This window comes from Priestia sp. P1_B12_1, from assembly GCF_056406695.1.
On record NZ_JBFTZR010000004.1, the window covers coordinates 276,600 to 295,478 of the forward strand.

An 18,879-nucleotide genomic window follows, 5' to 3' on the forward strand; every position below is an offset into this window, starting at 1 on the left:
TAGTATTATATCTTTTACTAAATAAGAGATAAAGGAGAAGCGCCGATGTATATTCCAAAGTATTTCAAAGTGAATGATGAACAAATAATGTATGATTTTATTGAAGACAATGGGTTCGCCACTTTGTTTTCGTATCATAATGAAAAGCCTTATGCTACTCATTTGCCCCTGATGTTAAACCGGAAAGAAAAAGCTTTATACGGACATTTTGCTCGTCCGAATCAGCAGTGGAAAGATGCTGAAAATCAAGAAATTTTGGTTGTGTTTCAAGGGCCTCACTGTTATATTTCACCGTCTTGGTATGAAACGAATCAAGCTGTGCCAACATGGAATTATGAAGCTGTTCACGTGTATGGCACTATGAAAATGATTGAAGAACCAACAGAACTGCTTGGGCTGCTGAGGAAGATGGTGGAGAAATATGAAAGCCCGAGCAGTACATATACACTAAATGACGTTGATCCTGCTTATATGAATAGTTTAAGCAAAGGAATCATTGGGTTTAAAATCGACATCAGCAAAATGGAAGGCAAGCAAAAGCTAAGTCAAAATCATTCAGTAGAAAGACAGCAGTTAGTCATCGAAAAGTTAGAGCAGACGTCTCGTGAAAATGAAACGAAAATTGCGGAGCTGATGAAGCAAAATGTGGAGCGCGTGCTTAAGAAGTAACCGCTGTTGGAAAAGATCAGCAGTTTGTTAAAGGGAAGATAAAGAGAAACTAACTATGTGTTTAGTTTCTTTTTATGTTCACAACATTTTCTTGTTATTGACAAAGGGGCTGTATATCCTTTAAAATTATCTTTAATTAAAGATAATTAAATTAAAGATAATTTTAGTGGAAGTTAAAAAATTTATATATTATGAAAAGAGGCGGAGCAGATGGAATTGTTAGGGTTGCATCATGTATCTATTTTGACGGGGAAAGCTGAGAAAAACTATCAGTTTTTCACCAAAGTGTTAGGCATGCGATTAGTAAAAAAAACGGTGAATCAAGATAACACCCAGTCTTACCACTTGTTTTATGCAGATGGAGAAGGGACGCCAGGAACGGAAGTAACGTTTTTTGATATCCCAGGGCTTGCAAGAACACATGAAGGTACATCTGACATTTCAACCGTGTCGCTTCGTGTTAAAAGTACGGATTCTTTATACTTTTGGAAAGAGCGCTTTGAGCAGTACGGAGTAGAGTATGAAGAAATAGCTAAAAGAGCTAATCGTGACACGTTAGCATTTAAAGATTATGAAGGCACACGCTTGCTTCTTGTTGCGGACAACGGTGAAAAAGGGGTAAGAGCAGGCGTGCCGTGGAAGCGCGAAGACATTCCGTTAGAACATGCGATTATAGGCTTAGGACCGGTCACGCTAACGGTGGGTACGCCAGAACCAACGGTTGACGTACTGACAAATATTATGGGATTTCGCTACGTGAATTCTTATCCATCTCTTGCAGGAGATCATAGAGATATTTTGGTTTATGCAACAGGTGAAGGCGGAAGCGGAGCCGAAGTTCATATTGAAACGAGACCCGATTTGCCGAAAGTTCGCTTAGGGCGCGGTGGCGTTCATCACGTTGCCTTCCGTGTTCCAAATGAAGAAGAATACAATAAGTGGGCAGCTCGATTAAATGAAAACAGTCTGCCGAATTCCGGTAAAGTAGAACGATACTATTTCAAAGCACTTTATTTCAGAGAATCAAACGGCATTTTATTTGAATTATCAACGGACACACCTGGATTTGCAACCGATGAACCGCTTGAAACGATGGGCCAAACATTAGCCCTGCCGCCATTTTTAGAGCCGAAGCGCAAAGAAATCGAAGAGAAGCTGAGACCCCTGGATTTGGATGAAACGCTATAGAATTCTGAAGGTGCCTGCCGCCTATTAAGACATGAAAAAACTCCAGTATTTATACTGGAGTTTTTTAGGTTAACACTCATCGTGCCAGAAACCGCAACCACATGCACCAATAATAATGAGTAAAATAAACAGTACGATGATAATGGCAAAACCATTACATCCGTGGTGAGGAACGCCATATCCACATTCAGGAACCATATATCCATAGTCCGGCATTGAATACCCGCAGTGTGGAATCATGTGCTCATAAGCAGGAGCTGTATAGGCGTGGTGAGCCATAGCAGGTGAGAACGGCATATTTTCATTAGAACTAAAAGGTGCGTTTACGTTATTATGCATTTTAATATCTTCCCTTCATTTATAAAACTTTTATAAAGCTTTGATAACTTATTCATATGTTCCAAGGTTCTTATATGAAGCTTATTCACAGCCCAATTATGGTTAATTAACTATATTTTATGGTGAGTGGAAATGAAGCAGTGAGTTTTACGGTGCTTGGGGGCTTTATAAGTTATGTCAGAAGGGAAGGGGTTTATCTGTTTTTGATTGCATACCGCTGTTTCTAGAACGGGTTATGATGAACGTTTTGACTTTCTTAATTCTATATCGTATACGTACCCAAGCTTTCGATGGTTCATCACGTCTTCAGGAGTTGTATTCCAAGGATACATCGGATCTCTAAAGTTTTGACCAAATGGCCCGTTTTTCATTGGCTGATAGTTTTGATTGCGATGAACAATTTGCCATACAGCCCAAATACGATCCACATTTGCGTGGTGTAAAAAGAAGACAGGATCATTCGGAGCAGTAGGGACAACGCCCATCTGTCCGCCAACCCAACGGTGTACGCGATTGTGAAGCTGCGGCCCGTTAATAAATCCTTCAAGCTGATTACGAAAGCTGTTTTGGCTGGTCATATCCCAAGGCGGCGTATCATACTGAGTTATTTTTAAAGCATTGAGAACATCATCTCGAGTAGGGAGTGTAGGTGCCTCTTTCGTTGCGCCAAAATTACGTTTTAGCCCGCCGGAAGGATTTCCTTGTTCATCAATCGTCGTCCAGCGCCCAGCTGCAAACGGACCGGTGTCGACGATAAAATCTTTTTTAGGATTTCCGTTTCCTCCCATAAAATCTGCACTCCAAATTTGTGATTGTGAGGGATCCTGCATCTGTGCGTCCGTTTCCCATTCCCAATAAGGAAGGGTTACTTCTGGATTGATTGACTGAAGGTCACGCTCAAATCGTAAAAGGTATTCACGATGCCATGGCAAAAAAGCAGAACTCATATGTGCTGCATTTCGATCGCTGCCCGGAGGCGTATGAAATTTACCTGCCGCACCATGCCACGCTATATAGCGGTCGTATATTCCTTTTTCCTTTAGTATTAGCACGGTACGAACAAAATCTCTTTTTTCCGTGTCTGTAAGAGATAATACGTTTTTTCTAACTTTGTACTTGTTACTCATTTTTTAACCTCTTTCTTAAAAAAGAAGCAAGGGGCTGTTTCTTTTTTATATTTAGAATATGTCCAAGAGGTAAAAGTGCTACTGTCATATCTCCAAAATTTCATAGTCTAAAGTTGGGTTTTTTACATATTAAATAGACTTTAAATCAATTATTAACTTTCTAGAGCTGTAGATAATGAAATGAAAAAAAAGCAGGCTTGAGCCTGCTTTTTTCATTTCATATATTTATATTAGGGTTAATGACCGATTGGATACATGGTGGTTACGCTGTAGTCGTAGTCTTTGCCTCTGTAGTCGGTATACACAACTCTAACTTCTTGGTTCAAAGAACTAATATACTTTTCTTTCACGTAGTTGCCAGATTTATTGTTGGTGCCGTCTTCGCCTTCGTTGATGACTTCTTCAGCAACAGACATCGCTTGTTTTTCATTTAAATACTTACTGAATTGGCTTTTACCTTGATAGTTGTCAACGCCTGGTTTTTGCATATGCGCGATAATGTGGCAATATCCGTATTTATCATTTCCTTCTTGTAAGACAAGTTCTTTGCCGGTAAATAAGCTGTCGCTTTGAGTCTCTGCAGAGCATTGGTTGCTTGGTGTAGTGTCCGATGTGCTACTCGATGTACTGCTTGAATTTTCATGCTGCTGAATGAGAGAAATGGGCGAATTGTTGGTAAATACAGCGATGAGGGCAATAACAAGTGCCACAATAGTGTATAGTATTTTGCTGTTTTTAAAAAAATCCATTCCTTTATGCGTCTCCTTTTTGAATCAACGTTAAAATCAAATCGACTTTCTTTTCTAGCTGATCAATTAAGTTTTGTTTTACTTGTTCTGATTGTAATAAAGCGCTTCTTAGTTCGTCCATATCTTTTTGCATATACGCACGGTTTTCTTTTTCTTGCTGCAGCTCTTTTTGAAGAGCTTGTATCGTGGACAGCAATTCTTTATCTTGGTTCATTTCTGCGTTCACCGCCTCTGTGTTGATAAAAAGCAACTTATGCCCACTATATAAAATACCACTATCTCCGCTGTAAATCGACTATTTGGATAGGAAATGAGTCCTCCCGGGTAAGGTTTTAGCAGGATATTGCTAGTTGAGAGGAGAATAGTATGGTTTCCCGTAGATAGATAAGCTGCGCAGAAAAGAGGGAAGAAGGTGCTGCGCTATTACGGGCAAAAACCTTTAGAATCGATCAACCAAGTGAAGGAGATCATTAAAAATTTTTCCAAAGGCTACGAAGAAAAACAATTAATTAAATGGGGGATTCAGCTAAAAGGAAAAGAGAAGCTGATTGGAACAATAGGGTTTCAAGAGTGGTCTCCTGGGCATAAGAAAGCAAACGTAAGCTATGCTCTTTTTCCGGAGTATTGGAACAAAGGATACGCAACAGAAGCCGTTCATGAAGCGATTTCTTATGGCTTCAACGAACTTCAATACAATCGTATAGGAGCGATTGTATTTACGCAAAATAGTGGATCTATCGCCTTGTTGAGCAAATTAGGATTTAAAAAAGAAGGGACCCTAAGAGAGTACCTGCTCCAAAACGGCATCCCGTTTGATACATATGTTTATTCGCTGCTGCGCGAGGAAGCAAAGATATAATTGCAAGCATAAAAAAAGGAACACGGGGAGATGTTCCTTTTTTTATGCTTATATTTGTTATTAGAACGTACGTGCAGCTTCTTTAGCGCGAGCAATGCCGTCTTCTTTAATTTCTTTTGCTTTATCTGGCATTGCAGCCTGTCCTTCTACAAATAGGCTTCCGATAGAAGGAACGCCGAAGAAGTTCATCATAATGCGCATATAGCGGTGACCCATTTCTAATTCACCAGCAGGGCCGCGAGAATAAATACCGCCGTTTGCTTGAATATGGAACGCTTTTTTATCTGTTAATAGACCAACAGAACCTTCTGCTGTATATTTAAATGATTTTCCAGCTACTGCTACAGAATCTAAGTATGCCTTCATTACCGGTGGGAATGAGAAGTTCCACATTGGTGTAACAAATACGTATTTATCCGCTTGAGCAAATTGATCACTTAATTCGTTTAAACGAGCAACTTTGCTCTGTTCTTCCGGAGTAAGCGCGTCAAATTCTGCGCCGCTTCCAAGTTTGCCCCATCCGCTGAATACATCGCCGTCGATGTGAGGGATATGTTCTTGATATAAATTAACGTGAACAATCTCATCCGTTGGGTTTACTTCTTTATACTCGCTAATAAATGCGTCTCCCGCAGCCATACTGAATGATTGCGTAGCATCGTTAGGGTTTGCTGTAATATATAATACTTTTGCCATAATTCTTTTCACCTTTCCGTCTTCAATATATAAATGTTGTTTCATGAATTAAAGATAATATGTTCGAAAACATCTACTACGTTATTAATAGTAACTTACGTAACAAATTTAGTCAAAGGTTTTTTTATTGGGTTTTATCATGTTCAAAAACGTTTTTAAGAGTATTACGCTTTTGGGTTTAGTAGCTAAACCCTTTAAAATAAAAGGTTTATTTCTGTTTAAGGCGTGGTTTTAAACCTTATTCATTTAAAGGAACTATCTTTTTTGAACGTAGATAATTAAAAAACGAAAAAGAAAAAACGTGTATTTTTGTTTTGTTCGTTATTAATAGTAACAAAAAATAACAGCGTTTCATCTTTCCTTTAAATCTATTTTCAGCGTAAAACGAGCAGGAAGGTGATTATTATTTCAAGGGAAATATAAGGGAGGGAAGAGTAAAGAAAAAGACCTCGATCTGCTTCGAGGTCTTTTTAATTTTTATTGAATTTAAAACGTCTTGGCCATTGAATAGGCTTTTTGGAGTGCTTTTTCTTTGATTTGCGGAATTTGATCCGGGAATTTTACTTGCCCTTCAATAATAATGCTTTCAAACGCTTCAATTCCAAAGAAGTCCATCATGATTTCTAAATAGCGGTGGCCCATTTCCCTTGCCATTTCAGGGCCTTCTGAATACACGTCTCCGCGGGATTGAATGTGAATTGCTTTTTTTCCTTTAAGCAATCCCTGAGCGCCTTCTTTTGTATATGTAAAGGTTTTACCTGACACGGTAATCGCATCAATGTACGTTTTCATAATCGCAGGAACAGAGAAATTCCACATTGGCGTGACAAAAATATATTTGTCAGCGAGTACGAACTGTCCGCCTAGTTCAGCTAATCGTCCCACTTTTAATCGTTCATCCGTTGATAAATCCTGGATGGAAGAGTGAGAACGAAGCTTTTTCCAGCCGTTAAATACGTCTGCATCTAAGTATGGAATATCTGCTTGATATAAATCTAAATGAACCACATCATCTTCTGGATGTGTTTGTTTATACACGTCAATAAATTCTTTCCCAACAGCCATGCTAAGTGATTCGTCTTCAGCTAAAGGGTGTGCAGTAATATAGAGAACATTTGCCATGATGCTCATCCTTTCTATGGAGTAGTTTTATTAATCTTGGACCCAGCTTTCTGCCCACTGGCTAATCGGCCCTAATATTTTGCCTAGCTCTGTTCCTTTTTGAGTCAGCGAATATTCAGAACGAATAGGGCGTTCCGGAATGACATTTCGGACAACAATTCCGTGGTCTTCAAGCTCTTTAATGCGTTCTGTCAAAAGCCTTCTGCTTAAGGCTGGTATACTTTCATTTAATTCACTAAAGCGTTTAGGACCGCTCATAAGTACATAAATGATTAATCCTGTCCATTTCTTGCCAATCAGTTCAAAACTTTTTTCTACTTTAGGTTGAATATCTTTTGGTTCGTCCATATTACGTATCCTCCTTCAAACAATATGGATGAAAAATAACTTATGCATTTATTGTAACAGAAAAAGCATAAAAACATGTGGAAACTTTGGGTGAAGCAGGGGGAAATGAATAATTTCACTAGTACTTGGACCTTGCTTTTCACTTCTTGAAAACTTTTCACACATAGGCTTGTCACAGCATACGATGTACGAATTCATTTTAAGAAAAGGTGGTATGGTCATGGCAGGAGTTATTAACATCTGTAACACGAGAATTAATGGTATGGCGAGAAACGGATCGATGAATTTTGGAGAAGTTCTTCACAACGGACACACAGCGGATGTTAAATCTGTTGGAATCAACTCAACGTATGGAGACATTTCAGCTGCTTGTGCGCGAATGAAAAACACAAATATGGATGCAGATCTATTTGATCAAACTGCTGTTGCGAATATTGATGGGGTATATGGAAATCAGCTATAAAAGGGAGCTGCTTATAACGTATGAAGTTGTAAGCAGCTTTTTTATGCTGAGAAGTAGAACACTTATTTATGATAAGAGAATGTGTTTCTACTTCAATAGAACGATCTATCAGAGTTCGCGAATCTATTATATACGCCTTTTCTAAAAAAATTTATATATTGTACAAGCACCCGGTCATTTATTGAATAGTATATAGAGGAAAAACAAAGAAAGGATGATTAAAATAGAATTATATGATTCCTATTACAACCGTTCCGATGGAAAATACTATATTAAAAAGAAAAAAAAGAGTCCAAATCCCTTAAAAGAGACCAAAAATAAAATAAATAAAGCAGACCATTCATTATATAGTATGAGCATAAAAAATAATCATAAACAACCTATTAAAGTTAGTATCATTATGCCTACGTATAATAAGTATCATCAAACCTCTCTTTCGCTTTATAGTTTATCAAAACAAACGTTTCCTCAAGCTGAGTATGAAGTCATTCTAGTGGATGACGCTTCTTCTGATAATACGCCCGACATTTTAAAAGAAGCGGATGTCCCGTTCAAATTTAAGTATATCCGTATGAAACAAAATAAAGGGCGTTCCTCAGTACGTAATATAGGAATTAATCATGCTGAAGGAGATCTTTTAATCTTTTTAGACGGAGAAATGCTGGCTCCTCCTGCTTTTATTGAAAATCACTATAAACATCATGTGCATGAATCCAATCTTGTGGTTACCGGAGCTATGCATTATGAAGGAGTCTACACGTTTATTATGCCAGACTATAATGAAGATCAAATGGCCCACTTGAAAGAACTAGTCGTCAGGGATCCTGAGTATAGAAGATTATATGAAAACTATGAACAAACGAAGCGGCATTCAAACGTTCCTTGTCCTCTTGTAACAAAAGAAGATATTGATACAAACCGTTTTCAACGTTTATCATTTCCCAATCGTTATTTCCTTAACAGCGGGCTAAAACATTTCGGAGAGCGACTTGAGGGATTTACGCTACCGTATATCGCATTTTTAAGTGGAAATGTATCCGTAAGAAAAACGCAATTAAAGAAATCCGGCTATTTTGATGAAACGTTTGTTGGCTACGGGGCAGAAGACTGGGAGCTTGGATATCGTTTATATAAGAATGGTGCACAATTTGTTTTAGATTCCTCTACGGTTGCTTATCACCAAGAACACGGTATGTCCAAGCGAAAAGTAAAAGAACAGTGGGGAAATCACTATCGTTTTGTTAAAAAACATCCCAATATAGACGTGCTTATCCTCTCTCTTGAATGGAAAGAGCTTCCGTTTATGCATATGCATAAAACATTAGTTGAATATAAAGCGCTGGAGAAGCGTTTTCCTGATGAATATAAGGAATTTAAACATGCTTTTCGCATCATGCTGTTTAGAATCATTGAATATTTAAATAGTGGACAGCCCGTGACGAAACTTTACGATCTCCCAGGAGGATCAGAGGAAAGAATAAAAATTATTCAGCAGTTCGAAACACTGCGCCCTCGTGGATTTGACTACTTGGCGAGTTCTTTTGAACAAATCTATTACCTGTAGCGCTATTACATGCAGAAAAAGATATAACATCATTTCTTAAAAATTGTCTCGCCGTAAAAGCCCCTCAGCTTACACCCACAAATTGAGGGGTTTATTTCTATATCTATTTTATATAAGGAGAGAATACATGAATCAAAATTCACCAAAGTACGTTGCTTTGACGTTTGATGATGGCCCTTCAGTCTACACTGCTGCTATTTTAAAAATTCTAAAAAGATATAATGTACGTGCGACCTTTTTTGTCGTAGGTGCAGAAGCGGAAAAATTTCCGAAGCTGATCCGACGTATTCATAGAGCAAAGCACGTAATTGGAAATCATACGTGGAGTCATCCTGATATTACAACTCTTTCTAAGCGTGAACTGTGGAAAGAAATCACTTCTACAAATGTTCAAATAGAGAAAATCACCGGTTATTCTCCCAAGCTATTTCGTGTACCTTACAGTTCGATAAATGATACAGCTCTTGCTGCTATTAAGGAATTGGGAATGACGTCTGTTCTATGGAATGTAGATAGTCAGGATTGGCGTGAAGAAGATCCATTGGCCATATGCAAATATACGATTAAAAATCTACAAGAAAAGAATCTTATTGTCATGCACGACGGGGATCGATACGGCAGCGGAGCGCGGGATCAAATTGTTGCTTCATTGCCGAAACTTATTAAATATTTAATAAAAAACGACTATCAATTTGTAACGGTTCCTGAATTTCACCGAGTCGCATACAAGATTGAAGGATGGTCTTAAGCAGAAAAAGGAATAGCCAAGAGGTATTCCTTTTTTTCTATTGTGAAACAAGATAAAATCGAGAAGGGTTACATGGGTGAATGGATAGAAAGACTAGGTAGAGAAAAGTATTTCACCTTGTCGAGAAATTGATTGTTAGGAGAGATCTTACTTAGACGTGCAATCTAAAAAAATTGGTAAAAAATGAATCTTTTTAGAGCGTGGTTCGTACTAGTAAATAGATACATAATTTTGATGAAGAAAAGAGGTAGTACATTGAAAAACAAAGGTTTGATTGCTACGATTGTCGTGTTAGTGCTCATTGTCATTTACGGAGTAAGCTCTTACAATGGCCTCGTTAGCGCAGAGGAAGAGGTAGATAATAAATTTTCCCAAGTGGATAACCAACTAAAAAGACGATCTGATTTAATTCCTAACTTAGTGGAAACGGTAAAAGGCTACGCTAAGCATGAGCAGGAAGCCATTGATTCAGTCACTCAGGCAAGAGCGCAGCTAGCGGGAGCGAAAACGCCTGAAGATAAAGCTGATGCTGATCAACAGTTAAGCGGCGCGTTAAACCGCCTGCTTGTAGTGGTTGAAAAGTATCCGGATTTAAAAGCGAATGAAAACTTCAGAAGCTTAATGGATAGCTTAGAAGGAACGGAAAATCGACTCGCTGTAGCGCGTAAAGACTATAATGATGAAGTTGCAAAATATAATAAATCAGTTAAAGGATTTCCTAAAAACATGTTCGCGCGCACGTTTGGGTTTGGTGAAAAATCATATTTTGAAGTAACAAATGAAGAAAAACAAGCGCCGAAAGTTGATTTTGGGAGCGATAAATGATGAAATTCCTAGCTTCGTTTACTTTATTATTGTCTCTTTTATGTAATACGGTAAGCGTTGCTTTTGCTGCACCTGATATTCCAAATCCGGTAGGCGATATTTACGTTCAAGATTTTGCTCATCTGTTAAATGACCAGGAAAAAGCGGATATCAATCAAATGAGTAGAAAGTTAGATGATGAAACGAAAGCTCAAGTAGCGATTCTTACCGTGAATTCATTAGGTGATTCGGATTTAGAAGAGTATACAAATGAAGCTTTTCGAAAGTACAAACTCGGTGATAAAAAGCTGAACAATGGCGTTCTTATTTTGCTTGCTAAAAAGGAGCGAAAAATTCGTATTGAAGTAGGATACGGTCTAGAAGGCGCCATCACTGATATCAAATCTGGAGAAATTATCGACTCTTATGCCATTCCTAACTTAAAAAATGGAAAATACGATACGGCGCTAGAAACTACATATAAAGCTGTTTATAACCAAGTCGTAAAAGAGTATGATTTAGGAAAAGATTTTGAACAAAAAGTGCCAAAAGCATCTTCGCCTTCCGATAGCGGTGCTCATTTCACAACGCTTCAAACGCTGCTGATTGCAGCTTTTATTGTGGGCTTGCTTATCCTTGACTTTGTCTTTTTTAAAGGAGCCATCACTCAATTTCTGCTAAACTTCCTTGTCATGTTTGGAGGAAGAGGCGGAGGAGGTGGCGGCAGTGGAAGCGGTCCTCGCGGAGGGGGAGGCGGCAGCTCCGGAGGCGGCGGAGCGAGCCGAGGCTGGTAAAAAGATAAGAGTTAAAAGAGGCTGAGATAAAATTAGGTTAGTTGAAAGAAAATCCGAACGAGATGGATTCTTGATTGAGAATCCAACGCGTTCGGATTTTTTGTTTGTATGGTGAACATAGCTTTCATATATTCATTCAGTTACTTCTAGCAGTTGATTGGAGGGCAAGGCGAAGACTCCTGCAGGAAAAGCGGAACAGGTGAGACCCCGCAGGAGCACAAGCGACGAGGAGGCTCACCGGCCGCCCGCGGAAAGCGAAGCCTTGCACGGAAATCAACTGCGGCGTCACAAGCAGTTCAGCTCATGTATCCTGTTTTTGCGTCTTTAGATTGAATTAATTAGGTATGTGTCAATCTCATTTTTGCTTTGTATGCCTATATCTTAAAAAAAAGATTTTTTTCCATTGTATAAGCATAATCAAAAAAAATTAGGGAATTAAGAAAAAAGTTAGAGATTTACAAATAAAAAGGAAGGTTTTATATGAATACATTTAGATGGATAGCTGCAAGGAAACAGCTTTCTCCTCGTGCGTTTAAAGATGAGTTAACTAGTCAAATCTGGTTTAGTCCCTTAATTTATGCTTTCTTTTCTGTTCTTTTAGCTGCACTGACGCTGTTTCTTGACTATTATTGCAAAGTAGGAGAGAAGGTCCCTTCATTTTTTTCGATCAACATGGATTTAACGAATACGTTAGTGAGTACGATTATGCCCGGGATTCTATCGATTACCACATTTACCTTTAATTTAATGCTTGTTGTGTTTACATCATTTGCAGCTCAGTTTTCTCCTCGCGTGTTAAAAAACTTTGCTTCTTCTAAGTCCACTCAGCGAATTTTAGGTATTTTTATAGGAAGTTTTTTGTATACACTTTTTGTCTTTCTTTTTTTAAACAGCTCTCAAGTAGACGGATATTTTGCGATTCCGTTTGTGACGACAGCCCTTTCTGTTTTTAGTGCGGGCACGTTTGTCTACTTCATTAATCATTCTGTTAAGTGGCTGCAAGTAAATCATATGACTCAATCGATGAAAACAGCGTCCATAAAAGCGATTAAAACAACGATTCGCGAGGAACTGGAGATTCATAGAACGCAGTCTAGTCATAGCGAACAATTTTCCTTTCCACAAGGAGAGAAAAAGCCGGTATGTATTCAAACATCTGGCTATATTCAAACGTTGAACTACAGCCAATTGATTCACTGTGCCAAAGAGCATAATTTGGTGATAAAAATGGAGCGTGAAGTAGGGGATTACGTGCTCAGCGGAACCGTATTGTTTTATTATTGGCACAGAGATTCGACAGAGCACGATGAAATGGACTGTACCGTCTTTCACCAATATATCCATGTAGGGAAATCTCAGACTGATATTCAGGATACTACGTATATCATTACGAAGTTTGTAGAGATGGCAGTTAAATCACTAGGGAATGATGATTTCAAGACGGCGGTTAACTCCATTCATCAAATTAGCGATATTCTTCGGGAAATTTGTGAAGCTAGTCAATTTTCTTCTTATTTAGTGGATGACAGCGGCGTGATACGAATGGTGATTCCTGATAAAAAATTTGAGGACTTTTTATATGATGGATTCGCTAATATCCGGCACTATGCGAGGCGGAATATTATCATTACGATGGAGCTGCTCAAAACGCTTGGAAATCTCGCTGAGGCCATTGGGCCAGCTTATTACGACGATATTTGGGAGTTTGCCGTATACATTTCTAAAGGCTTTGAAGAAGAGTATTTATTTGTTCAAGATAAAAAGTACTTTTTACATATTCTTTGTGATTTAGCGGTTTCTACAAAAAAAGAAGAGCAATATGACCAAATCGTCAAACAGATGAAGGAATAAAAAAGCCGAAGTCAACGCGTGACTTCGGCTTTTCTTTTTTATTATTTATTTGAACGTTTTAAGATGCTTTTAGCATGTGAAAATGTATCAAAGCTTGCTTTTCCGTGATACGCACCCATTCCGCTGTCACCAACGCCGCCAAATGGAAGGTAGTGAGACGTCATGTGGTTAATCGTATCATTGATAGAACCGCCGCCGAATGACACGCTGTTTAAGATGTGATCTTGGATTGCTTCATCTTCAGAGAAAAGATAAAGTGCTAATGGTTTTGGACGTTTTACGATTGCTTCAATTACTTCTGAGATTTCATCGTATACGATGACTGGAAGAATTGGTCCAAAGATTTCATCTTGCATCACATTGTCTTCCCATGAGATGTTGTCAAGAACAGTTGGTTCAATAAACAGACGAGAACGATCCGTTTTGCCTCCAAAAACGATATCTCCGTTTGTTAAGAAGCTGTTAAGACGATCAAAATGCTTTTCGCTCACTACGTGAGGGAAGTCTAGATTTTGTGAAACATCTTCGCCGTACGTGTTTGTTACGACTTGTTTTAGGTTAGCTAGCAGCTCGTCTTTTACATTTCGTTGAACAAGAATGTAGTCTGGCGCTACGCAAGTTTGGCCAGCATTTGCAAATTTACCGCGCGCAATACGTTTAGCTGCTTCTTCAATATTAGCATCTTCGTGTACAATTGTAGGACTTTTTCCGCCTAGTTCTAGCGTAACAGGCGTTAAATGTTTAGCTGCAGCTTCTGCCACGATTTTGCCGACCATTGTACTTCCTGTAAAGAAGATGTAATCAAAGTTTTCTTTTAGTAAAGCCGTGCTTGTTTCCACTTCACCTTCGACTACCGTTAAGTATTCTTCAGGGAAGTTTTCATTAAACATCTTAGCAAGAAGGCTTGACGTATGAGGTGTTAATTCAGAAGGCTTTAACACCACGCAGTTACCTGCAGCAATCGCGCCTACTACTGGTGATACAGCAAGTTGGAACGGATAGTTCCAAGGTGCAATCACTAGAGCTAAACCGTATGGATCTTGATAAATGTAGCTTTTTGCTCCAGCGTGAGTAGATGGTGTTTCTACTTCTTTTGGCGCTGCCCATTCTGCAAGATTTTCAACTGCAAAGTCGATTTCACTTAGCACAAGACCAACTTCTGCACGTTTTGCTTCCATTTCTGGTTTGTTAAGGTCAGCTTTTACTGCTTTTAAAATGTCGTCTTCATGACGCACAACAAGTTCTCTTAATTTCTTTAGCGTTTCGATACGGAACGCAACTTCTTTTGTTTTACCGCTATTAAAGAATGAAAGCTGTTTTTTTGTAAGTTCTTGATAGTTATTCATCAGAAAATCCCCTTTTACTTCACATTTTTAACTCTTTGTTCAATGAACAGAACTAGCTGCTGCTTATTTCCAAGTTGTAACCGTATTGACCGGTAAACGGTAAGAAGCATGGCCTTCGCTTGCTGCTTTCCCGATTGAGATAAGCATAATTGGAAGGTAACGTTCTTTATCTAAACCGAATTCTTCTGCGATTAAGTGTTTTTCGTATCCGCCGATTGGATTTGTATCATATCCGTGAGCGCGAGCAACAAGCATAAGCTGCATAGATACAAGACCTGAATCAATTAGCACGATGTCTTTCATATCTGCTTTTGGCATGTTTTCGTAAATCGGCTTAAAGAAATTTAGCTGCTGTTCTTTAATATCCTGAGGCATATAGCCAAGCTCTACTGCTTTCCCGAAAATTTCGTCTGCATATTCGACGTTGTTCATGTCACCAAACACGGCAATAACAGCTGAAGATGTATGAACTTGTTCACTGTTAAATTTCGCAAGTTTAGCTAGTTTTTCTTTTCCTTCTGGTGTTTCAATAACAACAAAGCGCCACGGCTGCATATTAACAGAAGAAGGAGCGCGCATAGCTTCTGTAAGGATTTCCTCCATTTCCTCACGGCTGATTTTTACTGAAGGATTATATTTTTTAATTGAACGACGTTTTAAAGCAATTTCGTTAAAATCTTTTATAATCATAGTCATTATTCCTTTCTTTTTAGGCGTTAAATATATTTACTGTCATTTCCATATTTTTGATTGTGGACAATTGTTTGACATATCAATAATTGATACATCAACAATATAATACATTGATTTAAGAATTGCAAGGGAAAAAGTTTAAACTTTTGAAGTGGTGTTAATTAAAAGTGTGAAACCACATCCTGCGGGGAACAGAGATGAAGAAAGTAAGTGATGAAAATAAATAATAAGAATGATAAAACAAAAAGTTTGACTACTTTATTTCTCTTAGTTACGATAAGTAACGAAAAGAGACAAAAGTGAATTTGTTACTTTTTAAATGAATGACAGTTTGAGAAAGAAGAGATAGAGAAATGTTTATTCTCTTTTTAAAACCTAAACTGTATTTGTAATTAGTACAGTATAACAAGACATATCACGCAGGAAAAGTAGGAGGACTTCAAGATGTATACAGATTTAAAAGATAAAGTAGTAGTTGTAACAGGCGGATCAAAAGGATTGGGGCGCGCAATGGCCGTTCGTTTTGGTCAAGAGCAGTCAAAAGTGGTTGTAAACTACCGCAGCAATGAGGATGAAGCGCTAGAAGTAAAAAAAGAAATTGAACAAGCTGGCGGTCAAGCAATTGTTGTTCGAGGCGACGTAACAAAAGAAGAAGACGTTGTGAACCTTGTAGAGACAGCTGTTAAAGAATTTGGCACATTAGACGTTATGATTAATAATGCAGGTGTTGAAAACCCGGTTCCTTCTCACGAATTATCATTAGAAAACTGGAATCAAGTAATCGATACAAACTTAACAGGCGCGTTTTTAGGAAGCCGCGAAGCGATTAAATATTTTGTTGAAAATGACATTAAAGGAAACGTTATTAACATGTCCAGCGTTCGCGAAATGATTCCTTGGCCACTATTTGTCCACTATGCAGCAAGTAAAGGCGGTATGAAGCTAATGACGGAAACATTGGCTCTTGAATATGCGCCAAAAGGTATCCGCGTAAATAACATTGGACCAGGCGCGATCGATACGCCAATCAACGCTGAAAAATTCGCAGATCCGGAACAGCGTGCAGACGTAGAAAGCATGATTCCAATGGGCTACATCGGCAACCCGGAAGAAATTGCATCAGTTGCAGCATTCTTAGCATCGTCACAAGCAAGCTACGTAACAGGTATTACACTATTTGCTGATGGCGGTATGACAAAATATCCTTCTTTTCAAGCGGGAAGAGGTTAATAAATAAAGCTGAAAGAAAAAAGACCTTGGGATATCCCGAGGTCTTTTTCGTATTGTCATAAATGCACGGCTTATTTACCGAATATTGAAACTTTTATTAAAGTGTTACGTATATAAGCTAACGACAAATAAAGGACGTGTTGATATGCTACCGGAAACGATTCAACAAAAAGTAGATCAGTATAGAGGTTTTTATATCAGCTTAAAAAATGAGCTCAAATGGAAAGTGGCAGATCCGAAGCAGCTTATGGCTATCGCTTCTATGTATGCAGTGAAAGGCAAATCGCTTCAGCTTAAGCCTTATATTGAGTTAAGTGACTATATTAAAAATCAAGTAGGAATGTTTTCTACATTAAAATCATCGCAGAGGTTTACGATCGCAGCTATGCTAGATACCCGCTATGAGAATCCAAAAGAAACGTTTCATGAATTTCTGGATGTATATGATCAATTGGTACAAGGCGGATTTACCAGAGGCGCATTTACGTATATCGCAGCTTCCGCTATGCTGTCGAATGAGTCAAGTCGAAGTCATAAAGAAATGGTTCGAAGGTCAGTAGAAATTTATCAAGGCATGAAAAAAAAGCATCTCTTCCTCACAACAAGCGGTGATGTACCTCTTGCCGTTTTATTAGCTGAAACGAGCGAGTCTGTTGATGATTTGATGCATGAAATTGAACACTTTTATACCACATTGGGGCAGCATGGATTTAAAAGAGGGAATGACCTTCAATTTTTAAGTCATATTCTCGCAATCGATAAAAACTTACATGGGGATACCGTTATTGAAAGGTGCCTAGCAGTAAAAGAAACCTGTGAATCGGCAGGTATGAAAGTAAAAGCAATGCATTACCCGGTTCTTGGCTTATTAGCACTGTTTGAAAATCCGGAAGCTGAAATTGAAATTATCCATGAAGCGGTAAAGCAGCTGAATGCAGATAAACTTTTTAAGTGGCATAAAGACATCAATGTTATGCTGGCGGTTAATCTGGTTATCAGTGAAAAGCTAAAGGATTCTAGACTGGTCGAAACAGGTATCTATACAACGATTGAAACGATTATTCAAGCCCAGCAGGCAGCTATGCTAGCTGTTATTGCGAGCACTTCAGCAGTTGCTACTACGACTAATACTTGATAAATGAAACGGTTATAAAAAGAGGCTGGGACATAACTACATGAATCTAATCTAAAGATGAACCAATGGAATAAATGAGCTGAACCGCTTATAATACCGCGGTTGATTTCCGTGCAAGGCTTCGCTTTCCGCCGGCGGCCGCTGAGCCTCCTTGTCACTTACGCTCCTGCGGGGTCTCACCTGTTCCGCTTTTCCCCCAGGAGTCTTCGCCTTGCTCTCCAATCAACCGCTAGAAGTACCCGTATACATGAAACCTACGTTCACCATACCGATGAAAAAATCCGAACGGAGTTGATTCTCCATCAGGAATCTTGATTCCTCGTTCGGATTTACATTCAACTAGAATACTTTTATCTCAGCTTTTCTCTTAAAAAGTATAAACCTCCCCATCATCTGGAACAAAGACTTGAGATGTCATGTCTTTTTCTTTGATAAAGCCTTTTAATTCTTCTCTTGATAGCGTCCAGTGATTTACAGCTTCCATATGGACAGAAATAATCGTAGCACGAGGGGCCGCTTTAAAAACTTCGTAAATATCTTCTTTCCCCATCACAAGAGAACCGCCTTCTAAAAACTGATTATCGCCGCCGTTTACGACAATAACGTCGGGTTTATGTGTATTGATTTCTTCTTCAACAGCGGAATACCATACCGTATCTTCAGCTACATAGAGGGTTTTTTCACTCTTATCTTTAAAAACAACGCCGCACACTAAACCAGTACGCTTTAAAATTTCTCCTCTTCCGTGCTCGCCTTTTGTTTTGATTAATTCAACGCCTTCAAAAACCGTGTTTTGCGTAAGTACTTCTACATTTTTAAAATCAGCTTCTTTTACTGCTGCGGCATCTTCTTCATTTTGAACGAACATTTTGATATTGTTTGGCAACGCCTGTTTAGCGGCATCGTCAAAATGGTCTAAATGGAGGTGAGTGACAATAACCGCATCTACATCAGCAATAATTTCTTCAACGGATATCGGTAAGTTCACTAAAGGATTGTTTTGATCTTGTCTGATCGAATTTGGGAAAGGAGGGTACGTACCTTTTTCTGCTAACATAGGATCAATTAAAAACGTTTTTCCTCCGTATTCAACAATTAGAATAGCGTTACGAATATGTGTAATCTTCATCTGTATCTCTCCTTTTTTTGATCTA

At 38.6% G+C, this 18,879-nt stretch carries 22 protein-coding genes; 12 read left to right on the forward strand and 10 right to left on the reverse strand.

Annotated features, from left to right (window positions below; all coding sequences use genetic code 11):
- The first annotated feature begins 45 nt into the window (after window positions 1-45).
- Both AC1D0Y_RS16240 and AC1D0Y_RS16245 read left to right on the forward strand, forming a co-directional pair.
- Window positions 46-669: an FMN-binding negative transcriptional regulator gene (locus AC1D0Y_RS16240; protein WP_060745229.1), complete on the forward strand. Its 624-nt coding sequence runs from the start codon at window positions 46-48 to the stop codon at window positions 667-669.
- Window positions 670-879: 210 nt separating this feature from the next.
- Window positions 880-1,857: a ring-cleaving dioxygenase gene (locus AC1D0Y_RS16245; RefSeq protein ID WP_477707785.1), complete on the forward strand. Its 978-nt coding sequence runs from the start codon at window positions 880-882 to the stop codon at window positions 1,855-1,857.
- A 69-nt stretch (window positions 1,858-1,926) separates the two neighbouring features.
- Here the strand turns inward: AC1D0Y_RS16245 and AC1D0Y_RS16250 are convergent, their stop codons facing one another.
- The 4 genes from AC1D0Y_RS16250 to AC1D0Y_RS16265 form a co-directional block, all read right to left on the reverse strand.
- Entirely contained in the window at window positions 1,927-2,196 is a 270-nt protein-coding gene (locus tag AC1D0Y_RS16250; protein ID WP_034276228.1) for a YjcZ family sporulation protein, read from the reverse strand.
- A 233-nt stretch (window positions 2,197-2,429) separates the two neighbouring features.
- Complete coding sequence (locus tag AC1D0Y_RS16255; RefSeq protein WP_028409409.1) at window positions 2,430-3,323, reverse strand: tyrosinase family protein; 894 nt, start codon at window positions 3,321-3,323, stop codon at window positions 2,430-2,432.
- Between the two features lie 236 nt (window positions 3,324-3,559).
- Entirely contained in the window at window positions 3,560-4,072 is a 513-nt protein-coding gene (locus tag AC1D0Y_RS16260; protein ID WP_060745231.1) for a hypothetical protein, read from the reverse strand.
- A gap of 4 nt (window positions 4,073-4,076) precedes the next feature.
- A complete protein-coding gene (locus AC1D0Y_RS16265; RefSeq protein WP_028409407.1) occupies window positions 4,077-4,286 on the reverse strand; it encodes a hypothetical protein in 210 nt (69 codons plus the stop codon).
- Between the two features lie 198 nt (window positions 4,287-4,484).
- Here AC1D0Y_RS16265 and AC1D0Y_RS16270 point away from each other — a divergent pair, with 198 nt between their 5' ends.
- Window positions 4,485-4,931, forward strand: coding sequence for a GNAT family N-acetyltransferase (locus tag AC1D0Y_RS16270; RefSeq protein ID WP_235593552.1), 447 nt, complete (start codon window positions 4,485-4,487; stop codon window positions 4,929-4,931).
- Window positions 4,932-4,991: 60 nt separating this feature from the next.
- On the opposite strand, the gene AC1D0Y_RS16275 is transcribed toward AC1D0Y_RS16270, so the two are convergent.
- From AC1D0Y_RS16275 to AC1D0Y_RS16285, 3 genes are all read right to left on the reverse strand, one after another.
- On the reverse strand, window positions 4,992-5,627 hold the full coding sequence (locus AC1D0Y_RS16275) for an FMN-dependent NADH-azoreductase (RefSeq protein ID WP_477707786.1): 636 nt from the start codon (window positions 5,625-5,627) through the stop codon (window positions 4,992-4,994).
- A 486-nt stretch (window positions 5,628-6,113) separates the two neighbouring features.
- Complete coding sequence (locus AC1D0Y_RS16280; RefSeq protein WP_060745233.1) at window positions 6,114-6,749, reverse strand: FMN-dependent NADH-azoreductase; 636 nt, start codon at window positions 6,747-6,749, stop codon at window positions 6,114-6,116.
- Window positions 6,750-6,779: 30 nt separating this feature from the next.
- Window positions 6,780-7,097 (reverse strand): winged helix-turn-helix transcriptional regulator, encoded by a 318-nt coding sequence (locus AC1D0Y_RS16285; protein WP_060745234.1) that lies wholly within the window; start codon window positions 7,095-7,097, stop codon window positions 6,780-6,782.
- Between the two features lie 220 nt (window positions 7,098-7,317).
- Here AC1D0Y_RS16285 and AC1D0Y_RS16290 point away from each other — a divergent pair, with 220 nt between their 5' ends.
- The 7 genes from AC1D0Y_RS16290 (at window position 7,318) to AC1D0Y_RS16320 (ending at window position 13,321) form a co-directional block, all read left to right on the forward strand.
- Entirely contained in the window at window positions 7,318-7,560 is a 243-nt protein-coding gene (locus tag AC1D0Y_RS16290) for a spore germination protein (RefSeq protein WP_060745235.1), read from the forward strand.
- Window positions 7,561-7,774: 214 nt separating this feature from the next.
- Window positions 7,775-9,124 carry a glycosyltransferase family 2 protein gene (locus AC1D0Y_RS16295; RefSeq protein ID WP_060745236.1) on the forward strand — a complete coding sequence of 450 codons (1,350 nt, stop codon included), beginning with the start codon at window positions 7,775-7,777 and terminating at the stop codon, window positions 9,122-9,124.
- A 127-nt stretch (window positions 9,125-9,251) separates the two neighbouring features.
- Window positions 9,252-9,872, forward strand: a complete 621-nt coding sequence (locus AC1D0Y_RS16300; RefSeq protein WP_060745237.1) for a polysaccharide deacetylase family protein — start codon at window positions 9,252-9,254, stop codon at window positions 9,870-9,872.
- Window positions 9,873-10,127: 255 nt separating this feature from the next.
- Window positions 10,128-10,697, forward strand: coding sequence for a LemA family protein (locus AC1D0Y_RS16305; RefSeq protein WP_477707787.1), 570 nt, complete (start codon window positions 10,128-10,130; stop codon window positions 10,695-10,697).
- Complete coding sequence (locus AC1D0Y_RS16310) at window positions 10,697-11,470, forward strand: TPM domain-containing protein (RefSeq protein WP_060745239.1); 774 nt, start codon at window positions 10,697-10,699, stop codon at window positions 11,468-11,470. Before AC1D0Y_RS16305 ends, AC1D0Y_RS16310 begins: the two co-directional genes overlap by 1 nt.
- Before the next feature lie 153 nt (window positions 11,471-11,623).
- Window positions 11,624-11,803 carry a hypothetical protein gene (locus AC1D0Y_RS16315; protein WP_098247984.1) on the forward strand — a complete coding sequence of 60 codons (180 nt, stop codon included), beginning with the start codon at window positions 11,624-11,626 and terminating at the stop codon, window positions 11,801-11,803.
- A gap of 147 nt (window positions 11,804-11,950) precedes the next feature.
- Window positions 11,951-13,321 carry a DUF2254 domain-containing protein gene (locus AC1D0Y_RS16320; RefSeq protein ID WP_060745240.1) on the forward strand — a complete coding sequence of 457 codons (1,371 nt, stop codon included), beginning with the start codon at window positions 11,951-11,953 and terminating at the stop codon, window positions 13,319-13,321.
- Between the two features lie 41 nt (window positions 13,322-13,362).
- Here AC1D0Y_RS16320 and AC1D0Y_RS16325 read toward each other — a convergent pair whose 3' ends face one another.
- Together AC1D0Y_RS16325 and AC1D0Y_RS16330 are read right to left on the reverse strand one after the other, a co-directional pair.
- Window positions 13,363-14,667 carry an aldehyde dehydrogenase gene (locus AC1D0Y_RS16325; RefSeq protein ID WP_060745241.1) on the reverse strand — a complete coding sequence of 435 codons (1,305 nt, stop codon included), beginning with the start codon at window positions 14,665-14,667 and terminating at the stop codon, window positions 13,363-13,365.
- Between the two features lie 63 nt (window positions 14,668-14,730).
- Entirely contained in the window at window positions 14,731-15,357 is a 627-nt protein-coding gene (locus tag AC1D0Y_RS16330; RefSeq protein WP_477707788.1) for a nitroreductase family protein, read from the reverse strand.
- A gap of 447 nt (window positions 15,358-15,804) precedes the next feature.
- On the opposite strand from AC1D0Y_RS16330, the gene gdh reads away from it, so the two are divergent.
- Both gdh and AC1D0Y_RS16340 read left to right on the forward strand, forming a co-directional pair.
- A complete protein-coding gene (gdh, locus tag AC1D0Y_RS16335) occupies window positions 15,805-16,590 on the forward strand; it encodes a glucose 1-dehydrogenase (protein WP_477707789.1) in 786 nt (261 codons plus the stop codon).
- A gap of 145 nt (window positions 16,591-16,735) precedes the next feature.
- On the forward strand, window positions 16,736-17,725 hold the full coding sequence (locus tag AC1D0Y_RS16340) for a DUF4003 family protein (RefSeq protein ID WP_060745244.1): 990 nt from the start codon (window positions 16,736-16,738) through the stop codon (window positions 17,723-17,725).
- A 367-nt stretch (window positions 17,726-18,092) separates the two neighbouring features.
- Here the strand turns inward: AC1D0Y_RS16340 and AC1D0Y_RS16345 are convergent, their stop codons facing one another.
- Entirely contained in the window at window positions 18,093-18,854 is a 762-nt protein-coding gene (locus AC1D0Y_RS16345; RefSeq protein ID WP_477707790.1) for an MBL fold metallo-hydrolase, read from the reverse strand.
- Window positions 18,855-18,879 lie beyond the last annotated feature (25 nt).